Below are 26,749 nucleotides of genomic sequence, written 5' to 3' on the forward strand. Positions count from 1 at the left end.
CGCGCCACTATGCCGCATCCTGAGACGACCGCGGGCCGGCGCGCCGGCGTCAGCCCTCCGGACTGCCCGGGAACCCGGCGGATCGGGCGCGGGATGCCCAAAGCTGCATCAGCCGCCATCACATCCGCGTCACCCGCCCGCGAGACATGTGCCGGAGGCGCCCGCCGCACGTCTTTGATGCACTGCACAACCTGCCCGAAAAGCGCTATGTCTGGCGCATGAAGACTGCGAGTCGCCCCGTGAAGAAGACGCAGAAGAGCTTCGCCGACCTGCCGCCGATTCGCGTGCGCCGCGAGCCGCCCACCGTGAGCGAGGCGGTCGCGGCCGCGCAGGATCTCGCGGACGACGTCGAGCAGCAGGTCGAGATCGCCGCGGGCCTGATGGGCCTGCCGGTCGACGAGGTCCGCCCCCACGTCCTGGCGGCCAAGAAGGTCAAGCCGGAGCGCGCGCCCGAGCGGATCCTCACTCACGCGAGCCCGAGCCGGGCGCCGCGCACCGTGGTGGTGGAGCGCCGGACGCGCCCGACCGTGGTGATCGAGCGCCGCAGCCGGCCCCTCGACCCGCGCCGCTGACGGCCCGGCCGCGGCCTGCCGCCCGGGGCGCGGCCCGGCTCACCCGCCGGAGGGCGCGCCCGGCGGACGGCCGCATCCGGCCCTCGGCCGCGATCAGTCGGCGGTCTGCACCGACCACGTGGCGTGGCGGATGCCGGGCATGCGGGCCAGCTCGTTGGTCACGGCGTCGAGTTCCTCCGCCTTGACGGCGCTGGCCGTGAGCGTCGCCACCACGTCGACCGCGTTCTCGCCCCGCTCCTCGATCTCGACGCTGCCGACCGGGTAGTTCGCCGCCTCCAGCCGCTCCACCAGCATGTCCTGGGCCGGACCGGCCTCGCCGGGCGCGGTGGTGACCTGGACCTCGTAGGTCGCCTCGGTGGCGGATTCGCGGATCGGCGCGCGGTTGATGGCGTTCACCAGCGGCCGGAGCGCCGTGTTGCAGGCGAGCACCGTCACCATCACGAACACGGCCTCCAGGGGCAGGTCCGCGCCGCAGAAGGCCCCGACCGCGGCCGAGCACCACAGGGTCGCGGCCGTGTTGAGGCCGCGGACATTCATCCCCTCCTTCATGATCACGCCGGCGCCGAGGAAGCCGATGCCGGAGATCACGTAGGCCACCGTGCGGACGCCGCCGTCCGGACCGGTCAGGCGCATGCCGAGATCCACGAAGGCGCTGGCCCCGACCGCGACCAGCACCGCCGTGCGCAGGCCCGCGGTGCGCTGCCGGTACTGCCGCTCGGCCCCGATCACGGTGCCGAGCACGAAGGCCACGAGCAGGCCGATCGCGGATTTCAGTTCTTCGGGGAGGGCGGCGTAGCTGGTCATCCACCGTCTCATGAAAGCGGGGAGGTGACGGAACCGTGACACCATGGCCGTGCCCGGACCGGAAAGCGTGTCCGAAGCGGGATTGACGGCCGCACCGGGCAGCGGGCACACCGGCAAGAGCCTGAGGATCCCTTAAGAATTCGGGACCCGGCCGAGGAGACGTGCAGGATGCAGCACACGGCCCAGGATAAGGCCCGACGGGCGGATACGGTCCGCACCGGAACGTTCTCCGCATGAGCGGCGCCACCAGCGGCGCCCTCGCCGAACGCCGGCCCGACACCGCGCCCAGCAGCGCTCCCGACGCCGCCCTGCACGGCCGCGTCATGGCGCTGCGCGAGGGGCTGGAGCGCGGCCTGATCGGCAGCGCCGGCCTCGTGGAGCGCCTGCTGATCGGGCTCCTGACCGGCGGTCACCTCCTGATCGAGGGCGCGCCGGGGCTGGCCAAGACCCGCGCGGTCAAGCGCCTCGCCGACGGCCTCGACGGCTCCTTCGCGCGCATCCAGTGCACGCCGGACCTGATGCCGGCCGACCTCACCGGCACCACGGTGTGGCGCCAGGACAGCGGCACCTTCGAGTTCCTGCCCGGCCCCCTGTTCCACGCCCTCGTGCTGGTGGACGAGGTCAACCGCGCGCCCCCGAAGGTGCAGTCGGCGCTGCTCGAATCCATGGCCGAGGGGCAGGTGACGGTCTCCGGGGCGACGCACCGGCTCTCCGACCCGTTCATGGTCGTGGCGACCCAGAACCCGATCGAGCATGCCGGCACCTTCCCGCTGCCGGAGGCGCAGCTCGACCGCTTCCTCCTCCACGTCGTGGTCGACATGCCCGACGAGACCACCGAGCGGGCGATCCTCGACCTCGTGGAGGGCGAGATCACCCACCACGTCGACGCGATGACCGTGCGGCTGTCGCTGGCGGACGTGCGCGCCGCCCGGGAGGCGGCGCTCGCCACCTACGTGTCGCCGGCGCTCAAGGACTACCTGGTCCGCCTCGTGGCGGCGACCCGCACCGACGCGGCCGCCCCGGACCTGCGCGCCATGATCGAGCACCCGGCCTCGCCGCGCGGCACCCTGGCGCTGATGATGGCCGGCAAGGCCCGGGCCTGGCTGCGCGGGCGCGACCACGTCACGCCCGAGGACGTCGCGGAGCTGGCCCGCGACGCCCTCTCGCACCGCATCGGCCTGACTTGGCGGGCGGCCGCCGAGGGCAAGACCGCGCGCGGCCTCGTCGGCGAGCTGGTGCAGCGGGTGCGGGCGCTCTGACGGTGTTCGGGTTCGGGCAGGCGCGCCGCAGATCCCCTCCCCCCGCCGCGGGGGCGGTTGGCCCGACCGCCGGGGGCCCCTTCCCTGCCCAGGAGGCGGGGCGGGACCGCGCCGAGCACGGCATCCACCTCTCGGGCGAGGCCCTGATGGGCCTGCGCCACCTCGCCCGGCGGGGCTCCGCGCCCGCCACCCGGACGCTCGCGGGCCTGCCCGGCGGCATCGTTACCCGGCGCCGGGGGCGCGGCTCGGAGCCGGAGGACGTGCGGCTCTGGTCCGAGGGCGACGACCGCCGCTTCATCGACCGCAACGCCACGGCCCGCACCGGGCAGCTGCACGTCCGCACCCACCACGACGAGCGCGACCGCGCGGTGGTGCTGCTCGCCGATTTCCGGCCCGCGATGCTGTTCGGCACCCGAAGGGCCCTGCGCTCGGTGGCCGCCGCCGAGGCCCTGGCGCTGCTCGGCTGGCGGGTCGCCGCCGATGGCGGCCGGGTCGGCCTCGCGGTNGGGCGCGCGCCGGCGCCGACCGCGCGGCCCGGGGGCGGCGCCGGGCCCTGCTCACCTGGACGCTCTGGATCGCCCTGGTGGCGGCCCTGTCGGGCCCGCGGCTGGTGATGCCGGCGGCCGCGCTCCCGGCCTCGGGCCGCGAGATCATGATCGCCATGGACCTGTCGGGCTCCATGGAGCGGCGCGACTTCGCCCTCGACGGCGAGACCGTGAACCGGCTCACCGCGGTGAAGCGCGTCGGCAGCGACTTCATCCGGCGCCGGGCCGGGGACCGGATCGGCCTCGTGATCTTCGCCGACCAGGCCTACGTGGCGGCGGCGCCGAGCTTCGACACCGCGGCGGTCGCCCGGGCGCTGGACGAGGCCACGATCGGCATCAGCGGCCGCTCCACCGGGATCGGCGACGGGCTCGGGCTCGCCCTGCGCCGCCTGGACCCGCGGGACGCGGGGGGCGACGCCGCCGGGGTCAGGCCGGGCGAGAAAGCCGCGAAGGCCGTGATCCTGCTGTCGGACGGCGCCAACAATGCCGGCCAGACCGCCCCCAAGGACGTGGCGGAGCTCGCCAAGGAGCTGGGCATCAAGGTCTACACGATCGCGCTGGGCCCCCGCGACATGGCCGACGCCGACGGCGAGCAGGACGTGGTCGACACCGAGACCCTGCACGACATGGCGCAGGCGAGCGGCGGCGAGGCCTTCCGGGTCCGCACCACCGAGGATCTGGTCCGGGTCGCCGACGCCATCGACCGGCTGGAGGGCGGCCGCGCCCTCGCCCCGCCCCTGCCCCTGCGCCGGGACCTCTGGCCCTGGCCGGCCGCCCTGGCGCTCCTGGCCGCCGCCGCGCTGCTCGCGAGCCGGAGGGCGGCGTGATGGTTCGATACCCCGCGCCCCCGACCCTCCCCCTCATCCCGAGGTGCCGGAGCGCGGCGCAGGCCTCGAAAGAGGAAATTCGGGTTGGAGGATCCACCCGATGAGCGCCCTCGACGCCTTCGCGCTCCTGCGCCCGTGGTGGTTCCTGGCGATCCCGGTCGTGGCCCTACTGGCCTTTCGCGCCGCGTGGCGCTCGGCGCCGCTGGGCGACTGGGCGCGGGCGGTGGACCCGGCGCTGATGGCCCATCTCGCCCGCACCGGCGCGGTGCTGGGCGGGCGGCGGCAGGCGAACCTCGCGGCCGCGCTGGCGGCCGGGCTGATCGCCCTCGCGCTCACCGGTCCGGCCGTGGAGCGGGCGGACGGGCGGACCTTCCGCAACCTCGACGAGACCGTGCTCGTCGTCGACCTGTCCCGCTCGGTCACCGAGGGCGGCAACCTCCAGGGCGTCCGGCAGGCCGCCGCGGCCGTGGCGGAGGCCGCCGGCACCCGGGCGGTCGCCCTCGTGGTCTACGCGGGCGACGCCTACCTCGCCGCCTCCCCCACCACCGACCGCGACAGCCTCGGCACCACCCTGTTCGCGCTCGACGCCGACACGGTGCCGGACCGCGGGTCCCACCCCGAGCGCGGGCTGGCGCTGGCCCGCCGCACCCTGGCCGAGGCCAACGTGGTCGCGGCCGACGTGGTGCTGATCAGCGACGGCGACGGCATCGGCGAGGCCGCCAGCCGCGAGGCCCGCGCCATCGCCGAGCACGGCTGGCGGCTCCAGGCCCTGTTCGTCCCGGCCGACAAGCCGCTGCCGCCGAACGCGCCGAAGCCCGACCGGGCCGCCCTCGACGCCCTGGCCCGGGCCGGCGGCGGCACGGCCGCCGACATCGCGACGCCGGGCCCGGTGCTCGACNCCCAGCACCTCGCGGCCGGCGGCTACGGCGTCCTGGCCTACGCGGATCTCGGGCGCTGGCTGCTGCTGCTGGCGGCGCTGCCGGCCCTGCTGCTGTTCCGCAGGAGCGCGTGATGCGGAGCGCCCGATGCGGCTGACCCTCCCCGAGACCGGCCTCGCCGCCCCGCTCCGGGCCGGCCTGCCGCCGCGCTGGCGGCGGCTCGCCCGGATCGCCGGCCTAGCGCTCGCCGGGATCGGCCTCCTGGCGCTGCTCGCGGTCTCGCAGCCGCGCACCGGCTTCGGCCGCCTGCTGATGGGCCTCGGCCTCCCGGGCCTCGCCGCGGATGTCTTCGCGGATCCGGCCTGGCGGGCCGCCGCCCTCTACGAGGCCGGCCGCTACGACGCGGCGAGCGCGCTGTTCCGCACCGGCGGCCGCCGGGCGAGCTACAATCTCGGCAACGCGCTCGCGCGGGCCGGCGACCTCGACGGCGCGCTCGCGGCCTACGACGAGGCCCTGCGCTTCAACCCCCGCGACGCCGACGCCCAGGCCAACCGCTCGCTCATCGCCCGGATGCGGGCCGAGGTGATCGACCGCGGCCCCGGCGGCGGCATCGCCAACGGCACGGCCCAGTACGGCGCCCGCTACAACAACACCGCCAATCAGGACCAGAACAACGACATCAACGCCGCCTCCAGCGGCGAGGGTCTGGCCGGCAACAAGGAGTCGAACGCCAGCGCGTCGCTGCCCGGCAACAGCAAGGTCGCCCGCCGCGGCAAGGCCGAGCAGCAGTCGATCGACGCCGGCAAGGGCCAGGCCCGGGGTTCGGCCGGCGACGCGGCCGGCCGCGGCCGGACCGGCGGCGGCGCCGCCATGGTGGCCGAGGCGCCCGAGCGCGAGGTCCGCCGGGTGACCAAGAGCTTCGAGGCCCACGAGATCCGCCCGGACCGGCTCTGGCTCCAGACCCTGCCGGACGATCCCGGCCGCTATCTCAAGCTGCGCCTGCGCGCCGAGCAGACCCGCCGGGTCGAGGCCGGCACCGCGATTCCCGCCGGGAGCAACCCGTGGTGAGTTTTTTCGGGGTGCCCGAGACGCGCGATCCCCCTCCCCCCTCTGCAGGACACCTGCCACGCGCAGCGCGGGCGTTGACGCGGCCCCAGAACGGAGCGCGGGTCCCCTCTCCCATGCGGGAGAGGGACAGGGTGAGGGATGGGAAGTTTCAGGACGAGGCACGCCCTGTCGGCGCTTCGAGGGTGCGCGCGATCCTGAGACGTCCCGTCCCTCACCCCAACCCGCTCCCGCACGGGAGAGGGGGCAGATCGCGCTCTGCCACCGGCGTCGCCCATAGCGTTTGGAGAGTCTGCATCACGTTGGCAGCTCTGGCCCTCGCTCCCCTCCCCGCCCGGGCCGAGATCGAGCCGGGCGACCTCACCCTGACGGTCACCGCGGAGCTGAACGGCAACAGTCCCCCCTTCCCCCGCGAGATGGTGCTGCTGAAGATCCACGGGGTCTACAAGCAGCCGATCCTGCTCGAGGAGGTGGTGCAGCCCTCCCTCGCCAACTTCTCCTGGACGCAGCTCGGCCGCGACCACTGGAGCCGGACCAAGCTCCCCGACGGCCAGAGCGCCATCGCGTTCGACCGCACCGTGGCGGTCTTCCCGCACCATGCGGGGCAGTTCACCATCGAGCCGTTCGTCCACAAGCTCACCGTCAACGATGTCGGCGAGCGGCGAGTGGTCGAGGTGCGCTCGCAGCCGATCCCGTTCCCGGTCGCGCCCTGGACCGCGCCCACCGGCGGCCCCGACGCCAAGGAGCCCTGGTGGCTGCCGGCCAAGGACGTGGCGATCACCGATTCCTGGAGCCCGGACCCCGAGACCATCAAGGTCGGCGAGACCGCTCGCCGGATCGTCACCCTGGAGGCCCAGGGCATGGTCGCGGAGGGCCTGCCGCCCCGGCCGGTGATGCGCACCCGCGGCATCATCACCTTCGCGGGGCCCGTCACCCGCGAGACCCTGCTGACGCCCACCGGCCCCGTGGCGCGGGCCACCTACCAGTGGGACGTGAAGCCCGGCGTGCCGGAGATCATCCCCCTCGACGCCATCGCGATCCCGTGGTTCGACACCAACACCCGCACGATGCGCGAGACCGAGATCCCGGCCCGGCAGATCGGCGGCGGCCTGCCCGACCGCGAGGCCGACCGGGCGCCCCCCGCGATCCCCTCGCCGCTGGTGGTGGCCGCCGCGGCGCTCGCCGCCTTCGGGCTGGGCCTCGCGCTGATCGGCTTCGGCCTCGGATGGCCGCGCCTGCGCCTCTNGAGATGCCCATCGACTGGCGGGTCGACAGCGCCTGCGAGTTGGCCGCTTCCTGGTTCAGGTCGGCGTTGGTCAGGTTGGCCGAACCCGTCTGCAGCACGTTGATCAGCTGCTTGGAGAAATCCTGACGGTTCTGCACCACCGACAGGTTCCCGCGAGCCGCGATTTGGGCTGCCGGCCCCGATCGCCACCGGAGATCCCCATGCCCGCGACCCCGCACAGACCCGCCCGCGCCGCGACGCTCGCCGCGACCGTCGTCACCGCCCTCGTCCTGCCGGCCGCCCTGCCGTCGGCGGCCTTCGCCCGGTCCGCCGGAACCGAGCGCACGCTGAAGATGGTCGACACCGACCACGACGGCACGATCGACCTGGCCGAGGCCCAGGCCGCCGCCGGCAAGGTCTTCGACGCCGCCGAGAAGGACGGAGACGGCACCGTCGACGCCAAGGAGCTGAAGGGCCGGCTCAGCAAGAAGGACCTGAAGGCCGCCGACACCGATTCCGACGGCACCCTCGACCGCAAGGAATACCTCGCCCTGGTCGAGCAGCGCTTCAAGGCGGCCGATCCCGACAGTGACGGCACCCTCGACGCCAAGGAGCTCAAGACCCCGGCGGGACGCGGCCTGCTGCAGCTCCTGAAGTAAGCCCCGCCTCCGGAGCCGCCGCCGTTGCACAGTTCATGAGCAAGTATTATTCCTGTGCAACGGCTCAAGTTCTGAGCAGGCATCAATGTTTTGCACTATCTTGCACCATCTGACTTGGCCTCGTAGCTTCAAGTCATCCGAGCGGCAAAGCATCGGGTGAACCACCAGGGAGGAGCGCGATGGCACGCGCCAACGAGGTCAAGGACAGGTTTCGCGCGCGGCTGCAGGCGGCCGACGAGCGCAGCAACGACTTCCGGCGGAAGCTGCTCGAGGACGGGTCCCGGGCGCTCCAGCCCGTCATGGGCGTGCTGAACCTGATGGCCGAGGTCCTCAACGAGGAGGACAACGTGCACGGCAGCATCACCGGCCTCGAGCCCAAGATCGATCAGGACAACTTCATCAGCCTGTGCGCGCAGCTGCGCGGCACCGAGTCCGAGCAGAAGATCAAGATCAAGTACGGTCCGGAACTCGGCGGCAGCAACTACATCTCGGTCTCGGGCCTGAACCAGCGCTACAACGAGCGCCTCGTGCCGGGGGCGGCGAGCTGCGCCATCGGCCGGACGGTCGGCAGCGACATCCAGCTCAACGAGCACCGGGGCGACGAGCTGGCCGAGGTGGTGCGCGAGGTCGTCGAGGACTTCTACGCCGCCCAGATCGAGCAGCGCAGCCACTTCGCCTCCGCGCGCTGAAGCCCGCGGCTCCGCGGAGCGACCCGCGGCATCCGCCGGGCCGCCCCGCACCTCGCGGACGGGTCGAGCCCTTTGGAGACCCCGTCTCAGTCCGCGATGAACTTCAGCCGGTGGTCGCGGTAGAGATCGACGATCGCGGCCGCGGTCTCCTCGATGGAGCGGCGTGTCACGTCGATCGTCGGCCAGCGGTTCCTGGTGAACAGCCGGCGGGAGGCGGTGATCTCGTCGGCCACCGCCGAGCGGTCGACGTAGAGCGAGGATTCGTCGGCGTTGAGGCTGGAGAGCCGGTTCTGCCGGATCTGCACGATCCGCTCCGGCGAGGCGAACAGGCCGACCACGAGGGGCTTGCGCGCCCGCTCGATCGCCGGCGGCAACGGCATGCCCGGCACCAGCGGCAGGTTCGTGGTCTTGAGGCCGCGATTGGCGAGGTAGATCGAGGTCGGCGTCTTCGAGGTCCGGCTGACGCCGAGCAGGATCACGTCGGCCTCCTCCAGGTCGTCCGGCAGGTTGCCGTCGTCGTGGGCCAGCGTGAAGTTCATCGCGTCGATGCGCTTGAAGTACTCGGCGTTCAGCATGTGCTGGGCGCCGGGCCGCGCCGTGGTCTCGGCGCCCAGATAGGCGCGCAGCAGGTCGTGGACCGGCCGCAGCACCGACAGGCAGGGCGAGCCGGTCTCCCGGGCGACCTCCTCCAGCCGCTCGCCGAGGTCACCGCCCACCAGGGTGTAGAGGACGAGGCCCGGCGCCGCCCGGATCTCCGAGATCACCCGGTCGAGCTGCGCGGCCGAGCGGACCAGCGGGTAGACGTGCTCGATCGCCGAGACGCCCTCGTACTGGGCGGCCGCCGCGCGCCCGACATTGATCAGCGTCTCGCCGGTGGAGTCGGAGACGAGGTGGAGGTGGAAGTAGCTGCGGCCCATTCCGGTCACCTCTGCGGTCGACTCTGCAGCCTACTTTGCGGTCGCCTCGCGCGGCGCCCACGTTGTCCACCGCCGGCCGCCGGGGGAGTCGATGAGTGTGGATAGGATGCCCCGCCGGGCCGGTCCAGGGCGATCCCGGGGCGCGCTATCGACTCCGCCGTTCACAGGCAGACGATCGGGACGCCTCGAATCCGGCTCTCTGGACGAATCGCACGCGAATCCGGCGCCCGTACACGACTCGGCGTTGCCAAGGCGCTGTCGGACCATCCGGTTCTCGCAAGTTGGAGGAAATCCTTTAAAGCCCCGTTAACGGCGCGGCGGCGGGGACCGCCTGTGGACGCTTTTGTGCCCCCGAGATTCGGCCCCCCAAGAGAAAAAACAGACTCCAAGATTCTCTCTTATCTTTTCGAAGGGGCCTGTGTGGGGATCGGCGCGCCTCGACTCGACAGGACGCCCGCCGACGGGCATGCGGGGTGAGGGATACGGGATGGGAGCGACCATGACGGGGACGGAGCGCGGGCCCGAGCGGGAGACGTCCGGGACGACGTCCGAGCGGAAGGTGCTGCGCGTCCTCGAGGGCGAGGCGATCGGCCCGCCCCCCGCCTGGATGATGCGCCAGGCCGGGCGCTACCTGCCGGAGTACCGGGCGACCCGGGCGGAAGCCGGCTCGTTCCTCGACCTCTGCTACAGCCCGGACTTCGCCGTCGAGGTGACGCTCCAGCCGATCCGCCGCTTCGGCTTCGACGCGGCGATCCTGTTCTCCGACATCCTCGTCATCCCGCACGCGCTCGGCCAGGACGTGCGCTTCGTCGAGGGCGAGGGCCCGCGCCTCGACTCGCTGGACGGACGGGACGCGTTCGCGCGGCTGCGCGAGGCCGGCGACCCGGCCGTCATGACCCACCTCGCGCCGGTCTTCGAGACGGTGACGCGGCTGCGCGCCGAGCTGCCCGGCGAGACCACGCTGCTCGGCTTCTGCGGCGCGCCCTGGACGGTGGCGAGCTACATGATCGGCGGCCGCGGCACGCCGGACCTCGCCCCCGCGCGGGCGCTGGCCGAGGGCGACACCGCCTTGGTCGACGCCCTGATCGACCGCCTCGTCACCGTGCAGACCGACTACCTCGTGCGCCAGCTCGAGGCCGGCGCCGACGCGGTGCAGATCTTCGAATCCCACGCCGGCACCCTGCCGCGCGCCGTGCCCTCTGCCGTTCCGGGCTCCGGCGGCACGGCCGAGCCCGTCGGCGACGTCGCCGAGAGCGCGCTGCCGGACGCGCCCGCGGCGGACGCCCTCACCCGCTGGTCGCTGCGGCCGATCGCCCGGATGGTGGCGGGCGTCCGCGCCCGGGTGCCGGGGGCGAAGATCATCGTGTTCGCCCGCGGCTCGGGCCTCGACGGTCACGCCCGGGTGGTGCCGGAGACCGGCGCCGACGCCGTCGGCGTCGACTGGGGCGTGGACCTGAGGGCCCTGCGGCAGACGGTGCCGGCCACGACGGTGACGCAGGGCAACCTGCACCCCGACACGCTGATCGCGGGCGGCGCGGCCCTCGACGCCGCCGTGGACACGGTGCTCGCGGCGACCGCCGGCCTGCCGCACATCTTCAACCTCGGCCACGGCATCACGCCGCAGACGCCGGTGGCCCATGTCGAGCGGATGCTCGCGCGGCTGCGCGGCCAAGGTCAGGGCTGAGGCCGCGCGCGTGCTGTACGACTGGATCAAGGCCCTCCACGTCATCAGCCTGATCGCCTGGATGGCCGGGATGCTCTACCTGCCCCGGCTGTTCGTCTACCACGCGAGCCTGCCGCCCGGCGCGGAGGCGCAGTCCGCGACCTTCAAGGTGATGGAGCGCCGCCTGCTCAAGGCGATCATGAACCCCGCCATGATCGCCACCTGGGCGTTCGGGCTCGCGCTCGCCTGGATGAGCGGCTTCTACGCGAGCGTCTGGCTGCAGGCGAAGTTCGTGCTGGTGCTCGCGATGTCCGGCATCCACGGCTGGCTCGCCCGGATGGTCAAGGACTTCGCCGCCGACCGGAACACCCGCGGGCACAAGTTCTACCGGGTGCTCAACGAGGTGCCGACGCTCTTGATGATCGGCATCGTCATCCTGGCGATCGTCAAGCCGGGCCTCTGATCCGCGGATCCCGGGATCCTGTGATCCCGGGACGATTCACCCTGCCGCCGCTCCGCGCGGAGCCTTTCCGCCGGCGGGCCGTTGGCTGGCCATGTCGAAGCCCCTCGCCGCCGCCCTGGTGCTGGCCGCCCTGACGAGCCTCGCCCCGCCGCCCGCGCGGGCCGCGAGCTTCCCGTGCGACCGGGCCGAGGCCCCCGACGAGACGGCGATCTGCGCGCATCTCGCCCTCAACGACCGGGACGTCGAGATGGCGACCCGGTTCGAGATCCTGAAGAGCGTGCTGCCGATGGGCGGCCAGGCCAAGCTGCGCGACGACCAGGAGGCGTGGCTGACGGAGCGCCGCGCCTGCGGCGGCGACGTCGGCTGCCTGACGGCCGCCTACGAGACCCGGCTCAAGGTGCTGCGCGGGGTTCTCGCGGAATTCGCCAAGCAGGGCCCGTGAGGCCGCCCGGTCCGGCCGCCCCTCACGCCCGCGCCCAACCGCTCGCTCAACCGATCGCTCAGGCCGCGCGCGGCAGCGGGTCGGCGTCGTCCCGGCACGCCGCCACGCAGGCGCGCGCCAGCGCCTCGGTGGCGTCCACCAGCAGGCCCGACGCGGCGCTCCCGGAAAGCGCGAGCGGGATCTCCGTGCAGGCCATCACCACCCGGTCGCAGCCGGCCGCCGCCAGCGCCCGGACCTGCGCCTCCAGGAGCGGCCGCGCCTCGGCCACCCGGTGCGCCTTCACCAGGCGGATCGCCGCCGCCACCGCGGCCTGGCCCTCCGGATCGGGACCGACGCACGCGAGGCCCCGCCGCCCCAGCCGCTCCCGGTAGAGCCCGGCCCGCAGGGTGCCGTCGGTAGCGAGCAGGCCGATCCGGCCGCCGGTCCCGGTCCCCGCCATGAACCCCGCCGGGGTCTCGGCCAGGGTCTCGGCCACGGCGTCGACGATGTGGAGGATCGGCAGGCCGGTCCCGGCCTGCAGCGCCGCGTGCCAGTGATGGGCGGTGTTGCAGGGGATCGCGATCCGGGTGGCGCCGCCGGCCTCGAGCCGCGCCAGGGCGGCGCGCATCGCCGGCAGCGGGTCCGGGCCGGTGCCCAGGATCGCGGCGGCGCGGTCGGGGATGTCGACGGCCGAGCAGACCAGGGTCGGGATGTGGTCCTGGTCGCGCCCGGCGGGCGTCGCCCGCACGAGCTTGGCCAGGAAGTCCACCGTGGCCATCGGGCCCATCCCGCCGAGTACACCGAGCATCGCCGCCTCCGACCGTCGCGGCGCCCTGATGGGCCGCGGCGGGGCGGGAATCCAATGCCGTGTCGGCACCGGCCATGCCGATCCGGCACCGGGCGCGCCGCGACGCCTACGCTTCGGCCGCCAGGGCGGCGGCCGCGGCCCAGACCGCCTCGACCGCGCCGCCGCGTCCGGCCCTGCGGTACAGCCGGATCTCCAGCGCCGTGCCCGGCCCGGCCGCCACGAGGCTGCCCTCGGCGAGCTCGCGGGCGACGAGGCTCTCGGGCAGCCAGGCGCGGCCGTGACCCGCGAGGACCATGAACTTCAGCGCCTCCGCCATGGCGTTCTCGTTGACGTGGGCGGCCGCCGCCCCGTCACCGGCGAGCGCCGCGACCCGGCCCAGGAACGAGTCCCGGGGATAGCCGAGCCCGGGCCGGTCCGCGGCCGGCCCCGGCCGCTGCACCGGCACGAGGCTGTCCCGGCCGATGGCGAGGTGCGGGAAGGCGGCCGGGTCGAGGGGGATCGGCACCAGGGGATGGTGGTAGGTCAGCAGCAGGTCGTAGCCGCCCTCGGCCAGCGCCTGCACGCAGGCGTGGAAATCGTCCGGCAGGAGCCGGCTGCCGAGGGGACCGGTGCGGGCCTCGACGTCCCGGAACCAGCCCGGGAAGACGGTCAGCGCCAGGGTGTGGAGCGCCGCCACCGAAACGGTCCGCGGCGGCGGCCGGATCCGGGCGCGGAGCGCGTCGCGGCTGCCGTGGAGCCGCCGCACGGTCTCCTCGGCGGTCTCCAGGAACAGCCGGCCCTCCGGCGTCAGGGCCGTCGGGTAGGTGCTGCGGTCGACCAGCGCGACGCCGAGCCAGCCCTCGAGCGCCCGGATGCGGCGGCCGAAGGCCGGCTGGGTGACGTGGCGCTCGACCGCCGAGCGCGAGAAGCTGCCGGTGCGCGCGAGGCTCAGGAAGTCCTCGAGCCATTTCAGCTCCATCTCGGCTCCATCGCGCGGCGGTCTCAGAGCCGCGCCAGGAGCCGCTCCGCCAGCGGGTTCTCGGCCGCGAAGGCGTAGTCGACCCGCCGCACCGTGACGGCCCGCGCGCCGGCCTCGACCAGGGCGCCGGCGAGCTCGAACACCGCGGCCTCCCGGCAGCGAAGGACGATCTCGCCCTCCGGCCCCCGCGGCGCGCCGTAGGGCAATTCGGCCTCGTGCAGGCCCGCGATCGTGGCGAGGTCGATGGTGCCGCTCTCCGGCAGAGCGGCGCGCACCTCGCGGGTGGTCCGGGCGCGCTCCTCGGCGGCGATGCGGCCGAGCACCGTGCGGAGCGCGGCCCGCTGGCCCTCGCCCCAGGGGGCCTTCAGCGAGGCGACGAGGTTCGCCTCCGAGCGCAGGATGATGCCGTCGTCCAGCACCTTCAGGGCGTTGGCCGAGAGCGTCGCCCCCGTGGTGGTGATGTCGACCACGATCTCGGCCGAGCCCGCGGCGGGCGCCCCCTCGGTGGCGCCCAGGCTCTCGACGATCCGGTAATCGGCGACGCCCTTCTCGGCGAAGAACCGGCGGGTCAGGTTCACGTACTTGGTGGCGACCCGCAGGCGCCGGCCGTGGCGGGTCCGCATGCCGGCCGCGACCTCGTCGAGGTCGGACATGTCGCGCACGTCGATCCAGGCCTGGGGCACCGCCACCACCACGGTGGCGTTGCCGAAGCCGAGCGGCGTCAGCAGCTCGACCTGGCCGCGCACGTCCGGCAGGGTCTCGCGGATCAGGTCCTCGCCGGTGACGCCGAGATGGGCGGCGCCGGAGGCGAGCTGCGCGGCGATCTCGGAGGCCGAGAGGTAGCGCACCTCGACGTCGGGGACGCCCAAGAGCTTGCCCCGGTAGTCGCGGGCGCCCGCGCCTTGAGCGAGCTTCAGCCCGGCCCGGCCGAAGAACGCGCTGGCATTCTCCTGCAGGCGGCCCTTGGACGGGACGGCGAGGATCAGCGGCATGGCGGCCGCGTCCGAGGCACTCATCGGCCGGCTCCCGCCACGCGCTCGATCCAGAAGGTGCAGCCCACCGCGGGCAGCGGCGCCGGGCTGCCGAGATGGCCGAGCAGGCCGTCGTAGCGGCCGCCGCCGACCAGGGTCGGGCCGTCCCGCTCGGTCACCTCGAAGATGAAGCCGGTATAGTAGTCGAGGTTGCGGGCGAAGCCGCCCTGGAAGCGGAACCGCTCGATCGGCAGGCCGCGGGCCGCGATGAACCCGGTGCGCTCCTCGAACAGATCGAGGGCGGCCGCGAGGGCGTCGTGCCGGATGCCCGCGTCGGCGACCAGCGCCCGCAGGTCGCGGGCGGCGGCGTCCGGATGGCCCGCGATCGCCCGGTAGCGGTCGAGGAGCGCGCGGTTCTCGGCGTTGAGCCCGGCCCCGCCATGGGCCTGCGCGGAGGCCTTGGCGAGGAAGCGCTCGGCGATCTCGCCGGCGCTGCGGCCGCCCACCGCCGAGATCCCGGCGATCGCCAGCACGTCCTCCACGAAGGCGCGCACACCGCGCGGGTCCTGGCCCTGGATCGCCGCGAGCAGGCCCGCGTGGGGATCCTCCGGACGGGTGCCCTCGGCGCCGTTGGTGACGGCGTCGAGCGAGCGCCCGGCGGCCAGCGCCCGGAGCGTCCGACGCTTGGCGGCGGGCGGGACCGCGAGCCCGTCGAGGAGCGCCACGGTCAGGCCCATGTCGCCGAGCCGCACCGCCGGGTCGGTCCGGCCGAACAGCGCGAGGCCCTCCAGGGCGAGGCCCAGCACCTCGGCGTCGGCCGCCGGCGTGTCGGTGCGCCCGATCGACTCGATGCCGGCCTGGAAGAACTCGTCCGGCTCGTCGGCGGCGAGCCGAAAGACCGGGCCGCAATAGCTGTAATCGGCCGCCCGCCCGTCGGCCTCCGCCCGGTGCAGGCGGCAGACGGGAATGGTGAATTCGGGCCGCAGGCACAGCTCGGCCCCGCCCGCGTCCTGGGTGACGAAGATCCGCCGGCGGATATCCTCGCCCGACAGTTCGAGGAACGGCTCCAGCGGCTGCAGCACCGGCGGCGTCACGGGCCGGTAGCCCGCCGCCGCCAGATGCGCGGAGAGCCGCGCGCGCGCCGCGTCCCCCGCCCCCGTCTCGCCCGCCTCCGGTCGTGTCATCGCAATCCACCTCGCGGGCGCTCTGTAGCAACCGCGACCGGACTTGGCGACACGCACCCGGGAAGCGTGGGGCCGGCGCGCCGCGCAGGACTGCGCAGTCCCGGGTGGATCCCGCGCCGGGACTTGTCTCCGTTACGGGATCAGGGGCGTGACCGGCTCAGAGCGGCCGGAAGCTGCCGAGGCGCGCGCCGCGCGGGCGCCGGGCCGGCTTGCGGCGGGCCAGCACCGTCAGGGCGGGCCAGCACCGTCAGGGCCGGCGCCCCCGCGATCCCGGCGCTCAGGATCGGCGCGCTGCCGGTCCCGGGCGTGGCCTGCGCGACGGCGCTGGGCAGCCGGTCGAGGACCGGCCGCGCGGCCCAGACGGGTCCCGCGCCGGCGCAGATCAGGCCGAGGGACAGGACGAGGATCTTCGCGCGCATCCCGACATCTCCGCGGCACCGACCGACGACAACGCCGCCGGAGCCCCTGCGTTCGATGCGCGGTTCAATGCGCGCGTGTCTCAGATCTCCGTTGACGGAAAATGCCGGGCCAGCACGGCGCGGACCTGCGCCACCAGGTCGGCCTCGGGGCAGGAGAACTGCGCCGGCCGCGCGGCCTTCCACTCGGCGTTGCTGGCGATGGACTCGGCCGCGCGGGCGCCCTCGATCAGGTCCTTGATCTGGACCTCGCCGGCCAGGCGCTCGTTCGAGCCCTGGATCACCGCCACGGGCGCGCGGCGGCGGTCGGCGTACTTCATCTGCGCCTTCATGCCGGCGGCGCCGAGATAGAGCTCGGCCCGGATGCCGTCGGCGCGCAGGAGCGCGACGAGCCGCTGGTAATCGGCCATGTTCTCCCGGTCGAGGACCAGCACCACCACCGGCCCGGGCGCCTCGGCGCCGGCGATCAGGGGGCTGCCCACGAGCTGCAGGGCCGAGAACAGCCGCGAGACGCCGATCGAGAAGCCGGTCGCCGGGACCGGCTCGGCCCGGAACCGCCCGACGAGGCCGTCGTAGCGCCCGCCGCCCGCCACGGAGCCGAAGCGCACGGTCTGGCCGTCCTCGTTGGTGACCGGGAAGGTCAGCTCGGCCTCGTAGACCGGGCCGGTGTAGTACTCGAGGCCGCGCACCACGCTGGGATCGGCCCGGATCACGTCGTGGCCGTAGCCGGCGGCGGCGCAGAGGCGCATGATCGCGTGCAGCTCGGCGATGCCCTCCCGACCGGTCTCGGAATCGCCGACCGCCTCGTGCCAGCCGCCGAAGAACTTTTCCCAGAACGCCACCTTGTCGGCGCCGTCCGCGGCATCGGCCTGGAACGACACGTAGGCGAGGATCCGACCGACCGCCGCCGCGTCGAGGCCCGCGCCCTTGGTGAAGTCGCCGCTCTCGTCCTTGCGGCCGGCGCCGAGCAGGTCGCGCACGCCGTCGACGCCGAGCCGGTCGAGCTTGTCGATCGCCCGCAGCACGGTGAGGCGCTGGCCGGCCTTGTCGGGACCGGCGAGCCCGATCGCCTCCATGACGCCGTCGAGCACCTTCCGGTTGTTGACCTTCACGACGTACTGCCCGCCCAGCCCGAGGCGGTTCAGCGTGTCGGCCATCAGCATGCAGGTCTCGGCATCGGCCGCGACGCTGCCGGCGCCGACGATGTCGGCGTCGAACTGCATGAACTGGCGGAAGCGGCCGGGCCCCGGTTTCTCGTTGCGGAAGACGTAGCCGGCCCGGTAGCTGCGATAGGGCTTGGGCAGGGCGTCGTAGTTCTCGGCGACGAAACGGGCCAGCGGCGCCGTCAGGTCGTAGCGGAGCGACAGCCACGCCTCGTCGTCGTCCTGGAACGAGAACACGCCGGCATTCGGGCGGTCGAGGTCGGGCAGGAACTTGCCCAGAGCCTCGGTGTACTCGACGAAGGGCGTTTCCAGGGCCTCGAACCCGTAGAGCTCGAAGCTCCTGCGGATCGTCTCCAGCATCCGGCCCTGCGCGGCGATCTCGCCGGCGCGCCGGTCGACGAAGCCGCGCGGCAGGCGGGGCTTCAGGGTCTCGGCCTTCTCGGCCTTCGGGGTGTCGGGCTTGGACATGGGTGCATTCGCTTCTCGCGGTCCCGGAATCTGGGTCCCGCATCGAATCTTCGATCGTCTCCGGCGGGCGGAGATCCTGCGGCCGGGCTCTAGAGCATGCCGGGCGAAAGGGGAATTCGGTTTGGGGGCTCTCCCGATACCCGGCCATCCGGCGCGAGACGGCGCCGTCGTCCTTGCTTCGCTCCGCTCGTGATGACGGGTGAGGCGCATCGGCCGAAGCGTCGAAGCGGGAACCGCGTCGGACGGGTGCTGCGCGCCTCCGTGCGCCGGAACAGGGCGCGGTTCACGCGGCAAAAAACTCAGTACGGTGCCGTCAGCTTGAGCCAGAGCAGGGCCGCGAGGCTCACCACGGCGATCGGCATCTGCAGCGGCCGCAGGCGGGCATGGGCGAGCGGCACCTCGCCGGCGCGCGCCGCGATCGGGTCGAGGATCCCGATGGCCGCGTAGCCGAGGATCAGCATCGCGAGCGCCGGCACCGCCTTGCCCATCACCGCCGCGAACAGGCTACCCAGCCCGAGGCCGTAGAGGACCAGCATGGTCACGATCTGCGACACCTGCGGGCCGCCCTCGGTCCGGAAGCTGACGCCGCGGCGCACGCCGGCCAGGAACAGCAGGATCGAGGCGGCGTAGAGCAGGGTGAACAGCGCCACGAGGTAGTCGAGGGGCTTGCCGTTCAGCCACCACGCCACGGCGGTGCCGACGGCGATCGGCAGCATCGGGCCGAAGCCGAAGACGATGTCGAGCCAGGGGATCCGGCGCGGCTCGTGCGTGGTCAGGGTGCGTCCGGTGGCGTCGTCGCGCATGGCAGTCAGGGGAGCTCTCGATTCGACGGTCTGCTGCGCTGCAGCACCGGGACGGGGAACGGCCGCGCGCGGGCCCGGTTCCGAAACCCGGCCCCGGCTCGGCTCGGCGAGGCCTGTGTAACCGCGGCACGGCGCCCAAGCGAGGCCTCGCCGGTGACCCTGCCGGTCGTCCCGCCCGTCACCGCGCCGACGGCGTCTCGGTCGACCGCCCTAGGCCCTTGAGTGCCGGCGAAAAAGGCGTTATCTGTGTGGGGCCCTCATCACAAGGTCTGCGCCGCAGCGCGCCCGTGAGCCGCGAGGGTCCTGCCTCATCGGTTTCGCCAACCTGACCCCGGGCCCCTCGCCGCAGCGCGGCCCGCTCTCCGGCGCCCATCCCCCGGGCACCTGGCACTGAACCGGCCCTCCCACCTACTCCGTCGGTTGCAAGATACCCCCATGACGCCAAATCCCGACGCCCTCGCCGACGACATCGAGACCGCGGAGCCCGCCGATGTGCCCGCCGATCGCCCCACCATGCCGGCCGCCCTCGAGGGCGTCCGCGAGGTCAAGCTCCAGGACCTCAAGTCGAAGACGCCGACCGACCTGACGGCCTTCGCCGAGGAGGTCGAGGTCGAGAACGCCTCGACCATGCGCAAGCAGGAGCTGATGTTCGCGATCCTGAAGCAGCTCGCTGCCAAGGAGGTCGAGATCATCGGCTCGGGCACCGTCGAGGTGCTGCAGGACGGCTTCGGCTTCCTGCGCTCCTCCGACTCGAACTACCTGCCCGGCCCGGACGACATCTACATCTCGCCGACCCAGATCCGCCGCTTCGGCCTGCGCACCGGCGACACCGTCGAGGGCCCGATCCGCGGCCCGAAGGACGGGGAGCGCTACTTCGCGCTCCTCAAGGTCAACACGATCAACTTCGAGAACCCCGAGAAGATCAAGCACAAGGTCCACTTCGACAACCTGACGCCGCTCTTCCCGACGAAGCGGTTCAAGCTCGAGCTGGACAACCCGACCAAGAAGGACTTCTCGCCGCGGATCATCGACATCGTGGCGCCGATCGGCAAGGGCCAGCGCGCCCTGATCGTGGCGCCGCCGCGCACGGGTAAGACCGTGCTGATGCAGAACATCGCCCAGTCGATCACCCTGAACCACCCCGAGTGCTACCTGATCGTGCTGCTCATCGACGAGCGGCCCGAGGAGGTCACCGACATGCAGCGCTCGGTGAAGGGCGAGGTCATCGCCTCGACCTTCGACGAGCCGGCCACCCGCCACGTGCAGGTCGCCGAGATGGTGATCGAGAAGGCCAAGCGCCTCGTGGAGCACGGGCGCGACGTCGTCATCCTGCTGGATTCCATCACCCGCCTCGGCCGCGCCTACAACACCGTGGTGCCGTCCTCCGGCAAGGTGCTGACCGGCGGTGTCGACGCCAACGCCCTGCAGCGGCCCAAGCGCTTCTTCGGCGCCGCGCGCAACATCGAGGAGGGCGGCTCGCTCTCGATCATCGCCACCGCGCTGATCGACACCGGCTCGCGCATGGACGAGGTGATCTTCGAGGAGTTCAAGGGCACCGGCAACTCCGAGATCATCCTGGACCGCAAGGTCTCCGACAAGCGCATCTTCCCGGCGATCGACATCACCCGCTCCGGCACCCGCAAGGAGGAGCTGCTGGTCCCGCCGGACTCGCTCAAGAAGACCTACGTGCTGCGCCGCATCCTCAACCCGATGGGCGTCACCGACGCGATCGAGTTCCTGCTCGACAAGCTGCGCCAGACCAAGAGCAACAGCGACTTCTTCGACTCGATGAACACCTGAGGCGCCGGTTCAACGGGCATCCCCGCGCCCGCATCCTGAGATGCGGCGCAGCCGCCTCGAAGGCGGGCTCCAGGGATCGCAGTGGCATCTGGAGGCCTCCTTCGAGGCCTCCGCTGCGCTCCGGCACCTCAGGATGAGGTGGAGGGCCGGAGTGCCTCTGTCCCGCCGCGGCACGAAAGCGCCCGGCCGCGCGGGGCGACCGTTGACTGTCTCCTAACCGGTCCCTGCCAAGGTCCTCTTCGGGCGCCAAGTTGCGTATCGGCGCCGCGACAGCCCCGCCGTCCGGTCCATCCCGGCGGCGGGGCTCGTCGCAGCCCGCGCGATCACCGGCTTGCACCGATCCCCGGATCCGTGACACTGGCGCGATGCCCCGCTCGCCCTGGACCGGTCCGCAACCGCTCCTCCTCGCCTCGACCAGCCCGACCCGCCGCCTCCTCCTGGAGAGCGCCGCCCTGCCGGTCGAGACGGCCTCGCCCGACGTCGACGAGCGCGCCCTGGAAGCGGGGAGCGCCGGCCTGTCGCCGCCCGACCTCGCTCTTGTGCTGGCCCGCGCCAAGGCGGAGTCGGTGGCGGCGCGCCATCCCGGGCGGATCGTCGTCGGCGCCGATCAGGTGCTCGACCTCGACGGGACCGTGTTCCACAAGCCGGCCGATGCGCGGGCCGCCCGGGCCCAGCTCGCCCTCCTGTCCGGCCGCACCCACGCGCTGCATTCCGCCGTGGTCCTGGCCGGGGCCGTGCAGGACGCCTTCGTGGAGACCGCGCGGCTGACCCTGCGCCCCCTCGATGACCGGGCCGTCGCGGCCTATGTGGACTGCGCCGGCGAGGACCGGGTGCGGGCGAGCGTCGGCGGCTACCAGCTCGAAGGGCCCGGCATCCACCTGTTCGAATCGGTGGCCGGGGACCACAGCACCGTGCTGGGCCTGCCGCTGCTGCCGCTCCTCGCGCGCCTGCGCGCCGCCGGCTACCTGGACTTCTGAGGGAGCACCGTCTTGGCCGGACACGATCATCCCCATGACGGCCACGCGCAGGCCGGCCATTCCCATGGCAGCCACGCGCACGGGGGCCACGCGCATGGGGGTCATGCCCACGGCGGTCATGCTCATGGCGGCCTGGGCGGCCACGCGCACGCGCCGAAGGATTTCGGCACGGCCTTCGCCGTCGGCATCGTGCTCAACACCGCCTTCGTGGTGATCGAGGCGGTCTACGGCTACCTCAGCAACTCCATGTCGCTTGTGGCCGATGCCGGCCACAACCTCTCGGACGTTCTGGGCCTCGCGGCCGCCTGGATCGCCGCCCTGCTGGTGCGCCGCCGCGCGACCGCGCGCTTCACCTACGGCTACCGCGGCTCGTCGATCCTCGCCGCCCTGTTCAACGCCGTGTTCCTGCTGATCGCCATGGGGGCGGTGATCTGGGAGGCGCTGGTCCGGCTGGCCCATCCCGAGCCGGTCGCCGGCACGACCGTGATGGTGGTGGCCGCGGTGGGGATCCTGGTCAACGGCCTCACCGCCTGGCTCTTCGCCAGCGGCGCCAAGGGCGACATCAACGTCCGCGGGGCGTTCCTCCACATGGTGGCCGACGCCGCCGTCTCGGCCGGCGTCGTGGTGGCGGGCCTCGTGATCCAGCTCACCGGCCTCGCCTGGCTCGACCCGGCGGTCAGCCTCGTCATCGCCGCCCTGGTGGTCTGGGCGACCTGGGGCCTGCTGCGCGACAGCGTGGCGATGTCCCTCGACGCCGTGCCGCCGGAGATCTCCCCGGACGCGGTGACCGGCTTCCTCCTCGAACGGCCGGGCGTCGCCGGCCTCCACGACCTGCATATCTGGCCCATGAGCACCACCAGCGTCGCCCTGACGGTCCATCTCGTGATGCAGGAGGGGCATCAGGCCCACCGCCTCCCCGGCAACGGCTTCCTCACCGACACCGCCGAGGGCCTGCGCGACCGCTTCGGCATCGGCCACGCCACGCTCCAGATCGAGGAGGCCGGCGGCCCGGCCTGCCGCCTCGCGCAGGATTGCGCGGCGTGAGCGGCGCGACGCCCCGCGCCTTCGTGGTCGGCCACCCGATCGCCCATTCGCGCTCGCCGCTGATCCACGGCCACTGGCTCGCCGAGCACGGGATCCCGGGCTCCTACGAGCGGCTCGACGTGAGGCCGGCGGCGTTCCCGGACTTCGTCCGAGGGCTGCCGGATTCGGGCTTCCGGGGCGGCAACGTCACGATCCCCCACAAGGAGACGGCCTTCGCGCTGGTCGACACCCTGACGCCGCGGGCGCGCGCCATCGGCGCCGTGAACACCCTGGTGGTCGCGCCCGACGGGCGGATCCGCGGGGACAACACCGACGCGCCGGGCTTCTGCGCCCATCTCGACCAGACCCTGGGCGCCGCCTGGCCGGACCGGGCGGGCGGCACCGCCCTGGTGCTCGGGGCCGGCGGCGCGGCGCGGGCGATCGTGGTCGGGCTGGCCGAGCGCGGCCTGCGGCGCGTCTGGGTCGCCAACCGCACCGCGGCCCGGGCCGAGGCGGTGGCGGCCCTCGCGCCGGGCATCGGCGCGGCGCTCGCCTGGGACGACCTGCCGGCGGCGCTTCCCCGAACCGGCCTCCTAGTCAACACCACGTCCCTGGGCATGAAGGGCCAGCCGCCCCTCGCCGTCGACCTGTCGCCCCTGCCGGCGGGGGCGGCCGTGGCCGACATCGTCTACGCGCCCCTGGAGACGGAGCTCCTGGCGGCGGCGCGCCGGCGGGGGCTTCCCGCCGTGGACGGGCTCGGCATGCTGCTGCACCAGGCGGTGCCGGGCTTCGAGGCGTGGTTCGGCGCGCGGCCCGCCGTCACCCCGGAGCTGCGCGCCCGGATCGTGGCGGATCTCGCCGGATGATCCCGAAGGCCGGATCCGGACCCGTCATCCTCGGGCTCACCGGCTCGATCGGCATGGGCAAGTCGGCCACGGCCCGGATGTTCGCGGATCGCGGCGTCCCGGTTCACGACGCCGACGCCGCCGTCCACGCTCTCTACGGGCCGGGCGGCGCGGCCGCGGCGGCGATCGGCGCGGCCTTTCCCGGCGTGCTCGGCGACGGCGGCGGCGTCGACCGGGCCCGCCTGCGCGCCGCGGTGCTCGACGCGCCCGACCGGATGGCGGCGCTGGAAGCCATCGTCCATCCCCTGGTCCGGGCGGCCAGCGCGGACTTCCTGGCGCGGCACGCGGCGGCGCCGCTGGTCGTGCTCGACATCCCGCTCCTCTACGAGACCGGCGGCGAGGGCCGCTGCGACGCGGTCGCGGTTGTGAGCGCCCCGCCCGAGATCCAGCGCGCCCGGGTGCTCGCCCGCCCCGGCATGACCGAGGCGGCCTTCGCGGCGATCCTCGCCAAGCAGATGCCCGACGCGGAGAAGCGCGCGCGGGCGGATTTCGTCATCGACACGGGCCGGGGTTTTCCCGCCGCCGAGGCCGAGGTGGCGCGGCTCGTCGCGCGCCTGACCGCGCACCGTGCGCCGCCGCACGGCGACGACGGGTGACACGCCCGTCCGGATGAATATCTGCGGTTGCGTACCGGGGGAACACGAACGGCAGGATGGACGTGATGGCGCGGCGCTCGGGCGGGATTGATCCGGTTCGGTCCGGCGGCGTCCGGGCCGCGGTCCTTCTCGCGCTGCCGGTCGTGCTGCTGGCGGCCGGTCCCGCGCGGGCCCAGTACGCCGCCAGCTGCCCGCCGCCGAAGAAGGTCGCGGCCGGCGCCTGCGTCACCGCCTGCCCGGGCGGCTACGAGGACCGGGGCCCCGTCTGCGTCTACCGCAACACGTCCCGGTGAGCGGCACGGGAGCTTAACCCCTCCGCCGTATCCGGCTAGGGTCCACCCCCACCCCGCGAGTCGCGAGACCCATGCTGCGCGAGATCGTCCTCGACACCGAGACCACCGGCACGGAGGCGAAGGGAGGCGACCGGCTGATCGAGATCGGCGCGGTGGAGCTCCTCAACCACATCCCCACCGGCCGGACCTTCCACCGCTACTGCAACCCGCAGCGGCCGGTCTCCGAGGGCGCGTTCAACGTCCACGGCCTGTCCGACGCGTTCCTGTCCGACAAGCCGCTCTTCGCCGAGATCGTCGGCGAGCTGCTGGCCTTCCTGGCCGACGGGCGGCTCGTCATCCACAACGCGCCCTTCGACGTCGGCTTCCTCAACATGGAGTACGCCCGGCTCGGCGCGAACGCCCCGCCGCCGATCCAGCTGGAGGACGTGGTCGACACCCTGCCGATGGCCCGGCGCAAGCACCCGGGCGCGGCCAACAACCTCGACGCCCTCTGCAGCCGCTACGGCATCGACAACACCCGGCGGACCAAGCACGGGGCGCTCCTCGACGCGCAGATCCTGGCCGAGGTCTATGTCGAGCTGCTCGGCGGCAAGCAGACCAGCCTCGGGCTCCTGGCGGCCGAGAAGGCTGCACCGGCGGCCGGATCGGCCGCCCTGGCGGCTGCCCCGGCGGCGCCCCGTCCCTACCGCAGCCGCCTGACCGATGCGGAGCGCGTCCGCCACGACAGCTTCCGCGCGAGCCTCGGTCCTGCCGCGATCTGGGCCGACTATATCGGGGCGGACGATCCGGTCTGATCCGCCGGCCCGATCCCCCGCGCTCCACACGCCTGCTGCGCGGCGCCGGCTGTTGCCGCATTGCACAGGGGCGTTTATTGCAATGCACAAAACACCGTCGGCGCGCCATCTCGCGGGATGGTGAGGCCTGGCCCGCGCGGTGCCCGTGCGATGTCCACGGGGCGGCACGGGCCGGTCGGGTCCGGCCGTGACGGAGATGCTGAGGCAGTGAGGCGCGCACGCATGACCGAGGATTTCGGCAGTCGCGACGGACAGCGCGACGACAAGACCGGCCCGTCACCCTTCGCCGACATGATCGAGGCCACCCGCCTGACCGGCCTCGGCCGGATCGAGGAGGCGACCGCCCTCATCCAGCGCAGCCTCGGCGGCCAGAGGGCCGCACCCGCTGAGCACGGTTCCACCCACGCCTCCGCGCGCCCCGCCGATCCGTCGGCCGTGCCTTCGATCCCCGCGCGTCGCGGCGAGCCGGCCGCCGAGACGCGGAATCCCGCGGCGGAATCCGGCACGCGGATGCGCGAGGTGGTGGAGCAGGTCGTGCGCGGGCTCGCGCCGGTGCTGAAGGGCCTGGGCAACCCGCTGCGGCCGCCGGCCCCGCCGGCCGCCGACCGGGCCGGCGGATCCGGGGGCCGCTTCGTGGACCTGACCCACGCCGAGCCCGCCGGCACCCGCGAGTACAAGCTGTTCATCCCGAGCCATCCGGACCGGGCGGCGCCGCTGGTCGTGATGCTGCACGGCTGCACGCAGAATCCGGACGATTTCGCCGCCGGCACCGGCATGAACACCATCGCCGAGCGCGCGGGCGTGTTCGTGGCCTACCCGGCCCAGAGCCGCCAGGCCCACGCCCAGCGCTGCTGGAACTGGTACGAGCCCCGGGACCAGGGCCGCGGTGCGGGCGAGCCGGCGATCATCGCGGGCCTCACCCGCGCGATCATGGCGGAGCACGCGATCGACCCGGCCCGGGTCTACATCGCCGGCCTGTCGGCCGGTGGCGCCGCGGCCCTCAACATCGCCCGCGCCTATCCGGATCTCTACGCCGCCGTCGGCGTGCATTCGGGCCTCGCGGCCGGCTGCGCCCGGGATCTGGGCTCGGCGCTGATGGCCATGCAGGTCGGCGCCCCCGGTCTCGGCACCCCGACATCCTTCGGTACGCCCGCGCCCGCCACCCGCGTCCCGACGATCATCTTCCACGGCGAGGACGACGGTACCGTGAGCGTGCGCAACGCCGATCAGGTGCTCGCCCAGGCCAAGGTCGCCGGGTTGACGCCCCGGTCGGAGACCTTCGAGGGCCGCGGCCATCCCTTCACCCGCACCCGTTACCGGGACGAGGCGGGCCGGGTCGTGGTCGAGGATTGGCGGGTGCGCGGCGCCGGCCATGCCTGGTCCGGAGGCCGCCCCGACGGCAGCTACACGGATCCCGAGGGGCCCGACGCGTCCCGGGCGATGCTCGACTTCTTCGCCGAGCACCGGCTGGGACCGGCGGGGCGCCCGTGAGGAATTGTCGGAGGGGCCGCGCGCCGGCGGGTTGTCAGGCCGCGGCCCTGATGTATCGCAGGGCTCTGCCCTGCCCCCACAAAAGGTCCCGGACCTTTTGAATCCAGGACCT

26 protein-coding genes and 4 pseudogenes are annotated in these 26,749 nt (G+C 73.6%); 20 read left to right on the forward strand and 10 right to left on the reverse strand.

Translation table 11 applies throughout. From position 1 onward, the window contains the following. Positions 1-239: 239 nt before the first annotated feature. Complete coding sequence (locus MOTC310_RS25490; protein ID WP_331303769.1) at positions 240-572, forward strand: hypothetical protein; 333 nt, start codon at positions 240-242, stop codon at positions 570-572. A 93-nt stretch (positions 573-665) separates the two neighbouring features. On the opposite strand, the gene MOTC310_RS25495 is transcribed toward MOTC310_RS25490, so the two are convergent. Next, positions 666-1,376: an MgtC/SapB family protein gene (locus MOTC310_RS25495; RefSeq protein ID WP_331289255.1), complete on the reverse strand. Its 711-nt coding sequence runs from the start codon at positions 1,374-1,376 to the stop codon at positions 666-668. Positions 1,377-1,609: 233 nt separating this feature from the next. Here MOTC310_RS25495 and MOTC310_RS25500 point away from each other — a divergent pair, with 233 nt between their 5' ends. The 6 genes and pseudogenes from MOTC310_RS25500 to MOTC310_RS25525 form a co-directional block, all read left to right on the forward strand. Continuing rightward, a complete protein-coding gene (locus MOTC310_RS25500; protein WP_331289256.1) occupies positions 1,610-2,635 on the forward strand; it encodes an AAA family ATPase in 1,026 nt (341 codons plus the stop codon). Positions 2,636-2,781: 146 nt separating this feature from the next. Beyond that, a pseudogene (locus tag MOTC310_RS25505) lies at positions 2,782-3,180 on the forward strand (DUF58 domain-containing protein); the annotation flags it as partial. After that, a pseudogene (locus tag MOTC310_RS25510) lies at positions 3,072-4,007 on the forward strand (VWA domain-containing protein); the annotation flags it as partial. The pseudogenes MOTC310_RS25505 and MOTC310_RS25510, both read left to right, overlap by 109 nt. A 100-nt stretch (positions 4,008-4,107) precedes the next feature. Continuing rightward, positions 4,108-5,019 (forward strand): VWA domain-containing protein, encoded by a 912-nt coding sequence (locus MOTC310_RS25515; protein WP_331303771.1) that lies wholly within the window; start codon positions 4,108-4,110, stop codon positions 5,017-5,019. A 13-nt stretch (positions 5,020-5,032) separates the two neighbouring features. Further along, the gene (locus tag MOTC310_RS25520) at positions 5,033-5,953 is read left to right on the forward strand and encodes a tetratricopeptide repeat protein (protein WP_331303772.1); all 921 of its coding nucleotides are present in this window, start codon (positions 5,033-5,035) and stop codon (positions 5,951-5,953) included. 299 nt (positions 5,954-6,252) lie between these two features. Beyond that, positions 6,253-7,194 (forward strand): annotated as a pseudogene (locus tag MOTC310_RS25525) (hypothetical protein); the annotation flags it as partial. A 4-nt stretch (positions 7,195-7,198) separates the two neighbouring features. On the opposite strand, the pseudogene MOTC310_RS32995 reads toward MOTC310_RS25525, so the two are convergent. Further along, a pseudogene (locus MOTC310_RS32995) lies at positions 7,199-7,345 on the reverse strand (flagellin); the annotation flags it as partial. Between the two features lie 51 nt (positions 7,346-7,396). Here MOTC310_RS32995 and MOTC310_RS25530 point away from each other — a divergent pair. Together MOTC310_RS25530 and MOTC310_RS25535 are read left to right on the forward strand one after the other, a co-directional pair. Further along, positions 7,397-7,834 carry an EF-hand domain-containing protein gene (locus tag MOTC310_RS25530; RefSeq protein WP_331289257.1) on the forward strand — a complete coding sequence of 146 codons (438 nt, stop codon included), beginning with the start codon at positions 7,397-7,399 and terminating at the stop codon, positions 7,832-7,834. 179 nt (positions 7,835-8,013) lie between these two features. Continuing rightward, positions 8,014-8,523, forward strand: a complete 510-nt coding sequence (locus MOTC310_RS25535) for a hypothetical protein (protein WP_331289258.1) — start codon at positions 8,014-8,016, stop codon at positions 8,521-8,523. Between the two features lie 86 nt (positions 8,524-8,609). Here MOTC310_RS25535 and MOTC310_RS25540 read toward each other — a convergent pair whose 3' ends face one another. Further along, positions 8,610-9,440, reverse strand: a complete 831-nt coding sequence (locus MOTC310_RS25540) for a pyruvate, water dikinase regulatory protein (protein WP_331289259.1) — start codon at positions 9,438-9,440, stop codon at positions 8,610-8,612. Between the two features lie 499 nt (positions 9,441-9,939). Between MOTC310_RS25540 and MOTC310_RS25545 the strand changes: the two genes are divergently transcribed. The 3 genes from MOTC310_RS25545 to MOTC310_RS25555 all read left to right on the forward strand — a co-directional run bounded on the left by MOTC310_RS25545 (position 9,940) and on the right by MOTC310_RS25555 (position 12,008). Then, positions 9,940-11,124: a uroporphyrinogen decarboxylase gene (locus MOTC310_RS25545; RefSeq protein WP_419539956.1), complete on the forward strand. Its 1,185-nt coding sequence runs from the start codon at positions 9,940-9,942 to the stop codon at positions 11,122-11,124. 10 nt (positions 11,125-11,134) lie between these two features. Then, complete coding sequence (gene hemJ / locus MOTC310_RS25550) at positions 11,135-11,566, forward strand: protoporphyrinogen oxidase HemJ (protein ID WP_012321218.1); 432 nt, start codon at positions 11,135-11,137, stop codon at positions 11,564-11,566. Positions 11,567-11,657: 91 nt separating this feature from the next. Further along, positions 11,658-12,008 carry a lysozyme inhibitor LprI family protein gene (locus tag MOTC310_RS25555; protein ID WP_331289261.1) on the forward strand — a complete coding sequence of 117 codons (351 nt, stop codon included), beginning with the start codon at positions 11,658-11,660 and terminating at the stop codon, positions 12,006-12,008. Between the two features lie 58 nt (positions 12,009-12,066). On the opposite strand, the gene cuyB is transcribed toward MOTC310_RS25555, so the two are convergent. The 7 genes from cuyB to MOTC310_RS25590 all read right to left on the reverse strand — a co-directional run bounded on the left by cuyB (position 12,067) and on the right by MOTC310_RS25590 (position 18,758). Further along, positions 12,067-12,795, reverse strand: coding sequence for a cysteate racemase (gene cuyB / locus MOTC310_RS25560; RefSeq protein ID WP_331303774.1), 729 nt, complete (start codon positions 12,793-12,795; stop codon positions 12,067-12,069). A gap of 106 nt (positions 12,796-12,901) precedes the next feature. Beyond that, positions 12,902-13,753: a LysR family transcriptional regulator gene (locus MOTC310_RS25565; protein ID WP_331303775.1), complete on the reverse strand. Its 852-nt coding sequence runs from the start codon at positions 13,751-13,753 to the stop codon at positions 12,902-12,904. 23 nt (positions 13,754-13,776) lie between these two features. Further along, complete coding sequence (gene hisG, locus MOTC310_RS25570; protein WP_331303776.1) at positions 13,777-14,769, reverse strand: ATP phosphoribosyltransferase; 993 nt, start codon at positions 14,767-14,769, stop codon at positions 13,777-13,779. Next, complete coding sequence (locus MOTC310_RS25575; protein ID WP_331303777.1) at positions 14,766-15,908, reverse strand: ATP phosphoribosyltransferase regulatory subunit; 1,143 nt, start codon at positions 15,906-15,908, stop codon at positions 14,766-14,768. Before MOTC310_RS25575 ends, hisG begins: the two co-directional genes overlap by 4 nt. A gap of 140 nt (positions 15,909-16,048) precedes the next feature. Continuing rightward, positions 16,049-16,327, reverse strand: a complete 279-nt coding sequence (locus MOTC310_RS25580; RefSeq protein WP_331303778.1) for a hypothetical protein — start codon at positions 16,325-16,327, stop codon at positions 16,049-16,051. Positions 16,328-16,407: 80 nt separating this feature from the next. Continuing rightward, the gene (gene hisS / locus MOTC310_RS25585; RefSeq protein ID WP_020094055.1) at positions 16,408-17,955 is read right to left on the reverse strand and encodes a histidine--tRNA ligase; all 1,548 of its coding nucleotides are present in this window, start codon (positions 17,953-17,955) and stop codon (positions 16,408-16,410) included. Positions 17,956-18,254: 299 nt separating this feature from the next. Continuing rightward, a complete protein-coding gene (locus tag MOTC310_RS25590) occupies positions 18,255-18,758 on the reverse strand; it encodes a DUF3429 domain-containing protein (protein ID WP_273560724.1) in 504 nt (167 codons plus the stop codon). A gap of 435 nt (positions 18,759-19,193) precedes the next feature. Between MOTC310_RS25590 and rho the strand changes: the two genes are divergently transcribed. The 8 genes from rho (at position 19,194) to MOTC310_RS25630 (ending at position 26,637) form a co-directional block, all read left to right on the forward strand. Further along, a complete protein-coding gene (gene rho, locus MOTC310_RS25595; protein WP_419539062.1) occupies positions 19,194-20,558 on the forward strand; it encodes a transcription termination factor Rho in 1,365 nt (454 codons plus the stop codon). Positions 20,559-20,923: 365 nt separating this feature from the next. Then, complete coding sequence (locus MOTC310_RS25600; RefSeq protein ID WP_331289267.1) at positions 20,924-21,535, forward strand: Maf family protein; 612 nt, start codon at positions 20,924-20,926, stop codon at positions 21,533-21,535. A 12-nt stretch (positions 21,536-21,547) separates the two neighbouring features. Then, positions 21,548-22,579: a cation diffusion facilitator family transporter gene (locus MOTC310_RS25605; RefSeq protein ID WP_331303779.1), complete on the forward strand. Its 1,032-nt coding sequence runs from the start codon at positions 21,548-21,550 to the stop codon at positions 22,577-22,579. Beyond that, positions 22,576-23,424 (forward strand): shikimate dehydrogenase, encoded by an 849-nt coding sequence (locus MOTC310_RS25610; RefSeq protein WP_331303780.1) that lies wholly within the window; start codon positions 22,576-22,578, stop codon positions 23,422-23,424. Before MOTC310_RS25605 ends, MOTC310_RS25610 begins: the two co-directional genes overlap by 4 nt. After that, positions 23,421-24,059: a dephospho-CoA kinase gene (gene coaE, locus MOTC310_RS25615; RefSeq protein WP_331303781.1), complete on the forward strand. Its 639-nt coding sequence runs from the start codon at positions 23,421-23,423 to the stop codon at positions 24,057-24,059. Before MOTC310_RS25610 ends, coaE begins: the two co-directional genes overlap by 4 nt. A gap of 65 nt (positions 24,060-24,124) precedes the next feature. Beyond that, complete coding sequence (locus tag MOTC310_RS25620) at positions 24,125-24,352, forward strand: hypothetical protein (RefSeq protein WP_331303782.1); 228 nt, start codon at positions 24,125-24,127, stop codon at positions 24,350-24,352. A 71-nt stretch (positions 24,353-24,423) separates the two neighbouring features. Beyond that, positions 24,424-25,146, forward strand: coding sequence for a DNA polymerase III subunit epsilon (dnaQ, locus tag MOTC310_RS25625; protein ID WP_331303783.1), 723 nt, complete (start codon positions 24,424-24,426; stop codon positions 25,144-25,146). 222 nt (positions 25,147-25,368) lie between these two features. Further along, a complete protein-coding gene (locus tag MOTC310_RS25630; RefSeq protein WP_331303784.1) occupies positions 25,369-26,637 on the forward strand; it encodes an extracellular catalytic domain type 1 short-chain-length polyhydroxyalkanoate depolymerase in 1,269 nt (422 codons plus the stop codon). Positions 26,638-26,749 lie beyond the last annotated feature (112 nt).

This window comes from Methylobacterium oryzae (genome assembly GCF_036441375.1).
Taxonomy (GTDB): domain Bacteria; phylum Pseudomonadota; class Alphaproteobacteria; order Rhizobiales; family Beijerinckiaceae; genus Methylobacterium; species Methylobacterium oryzae_A.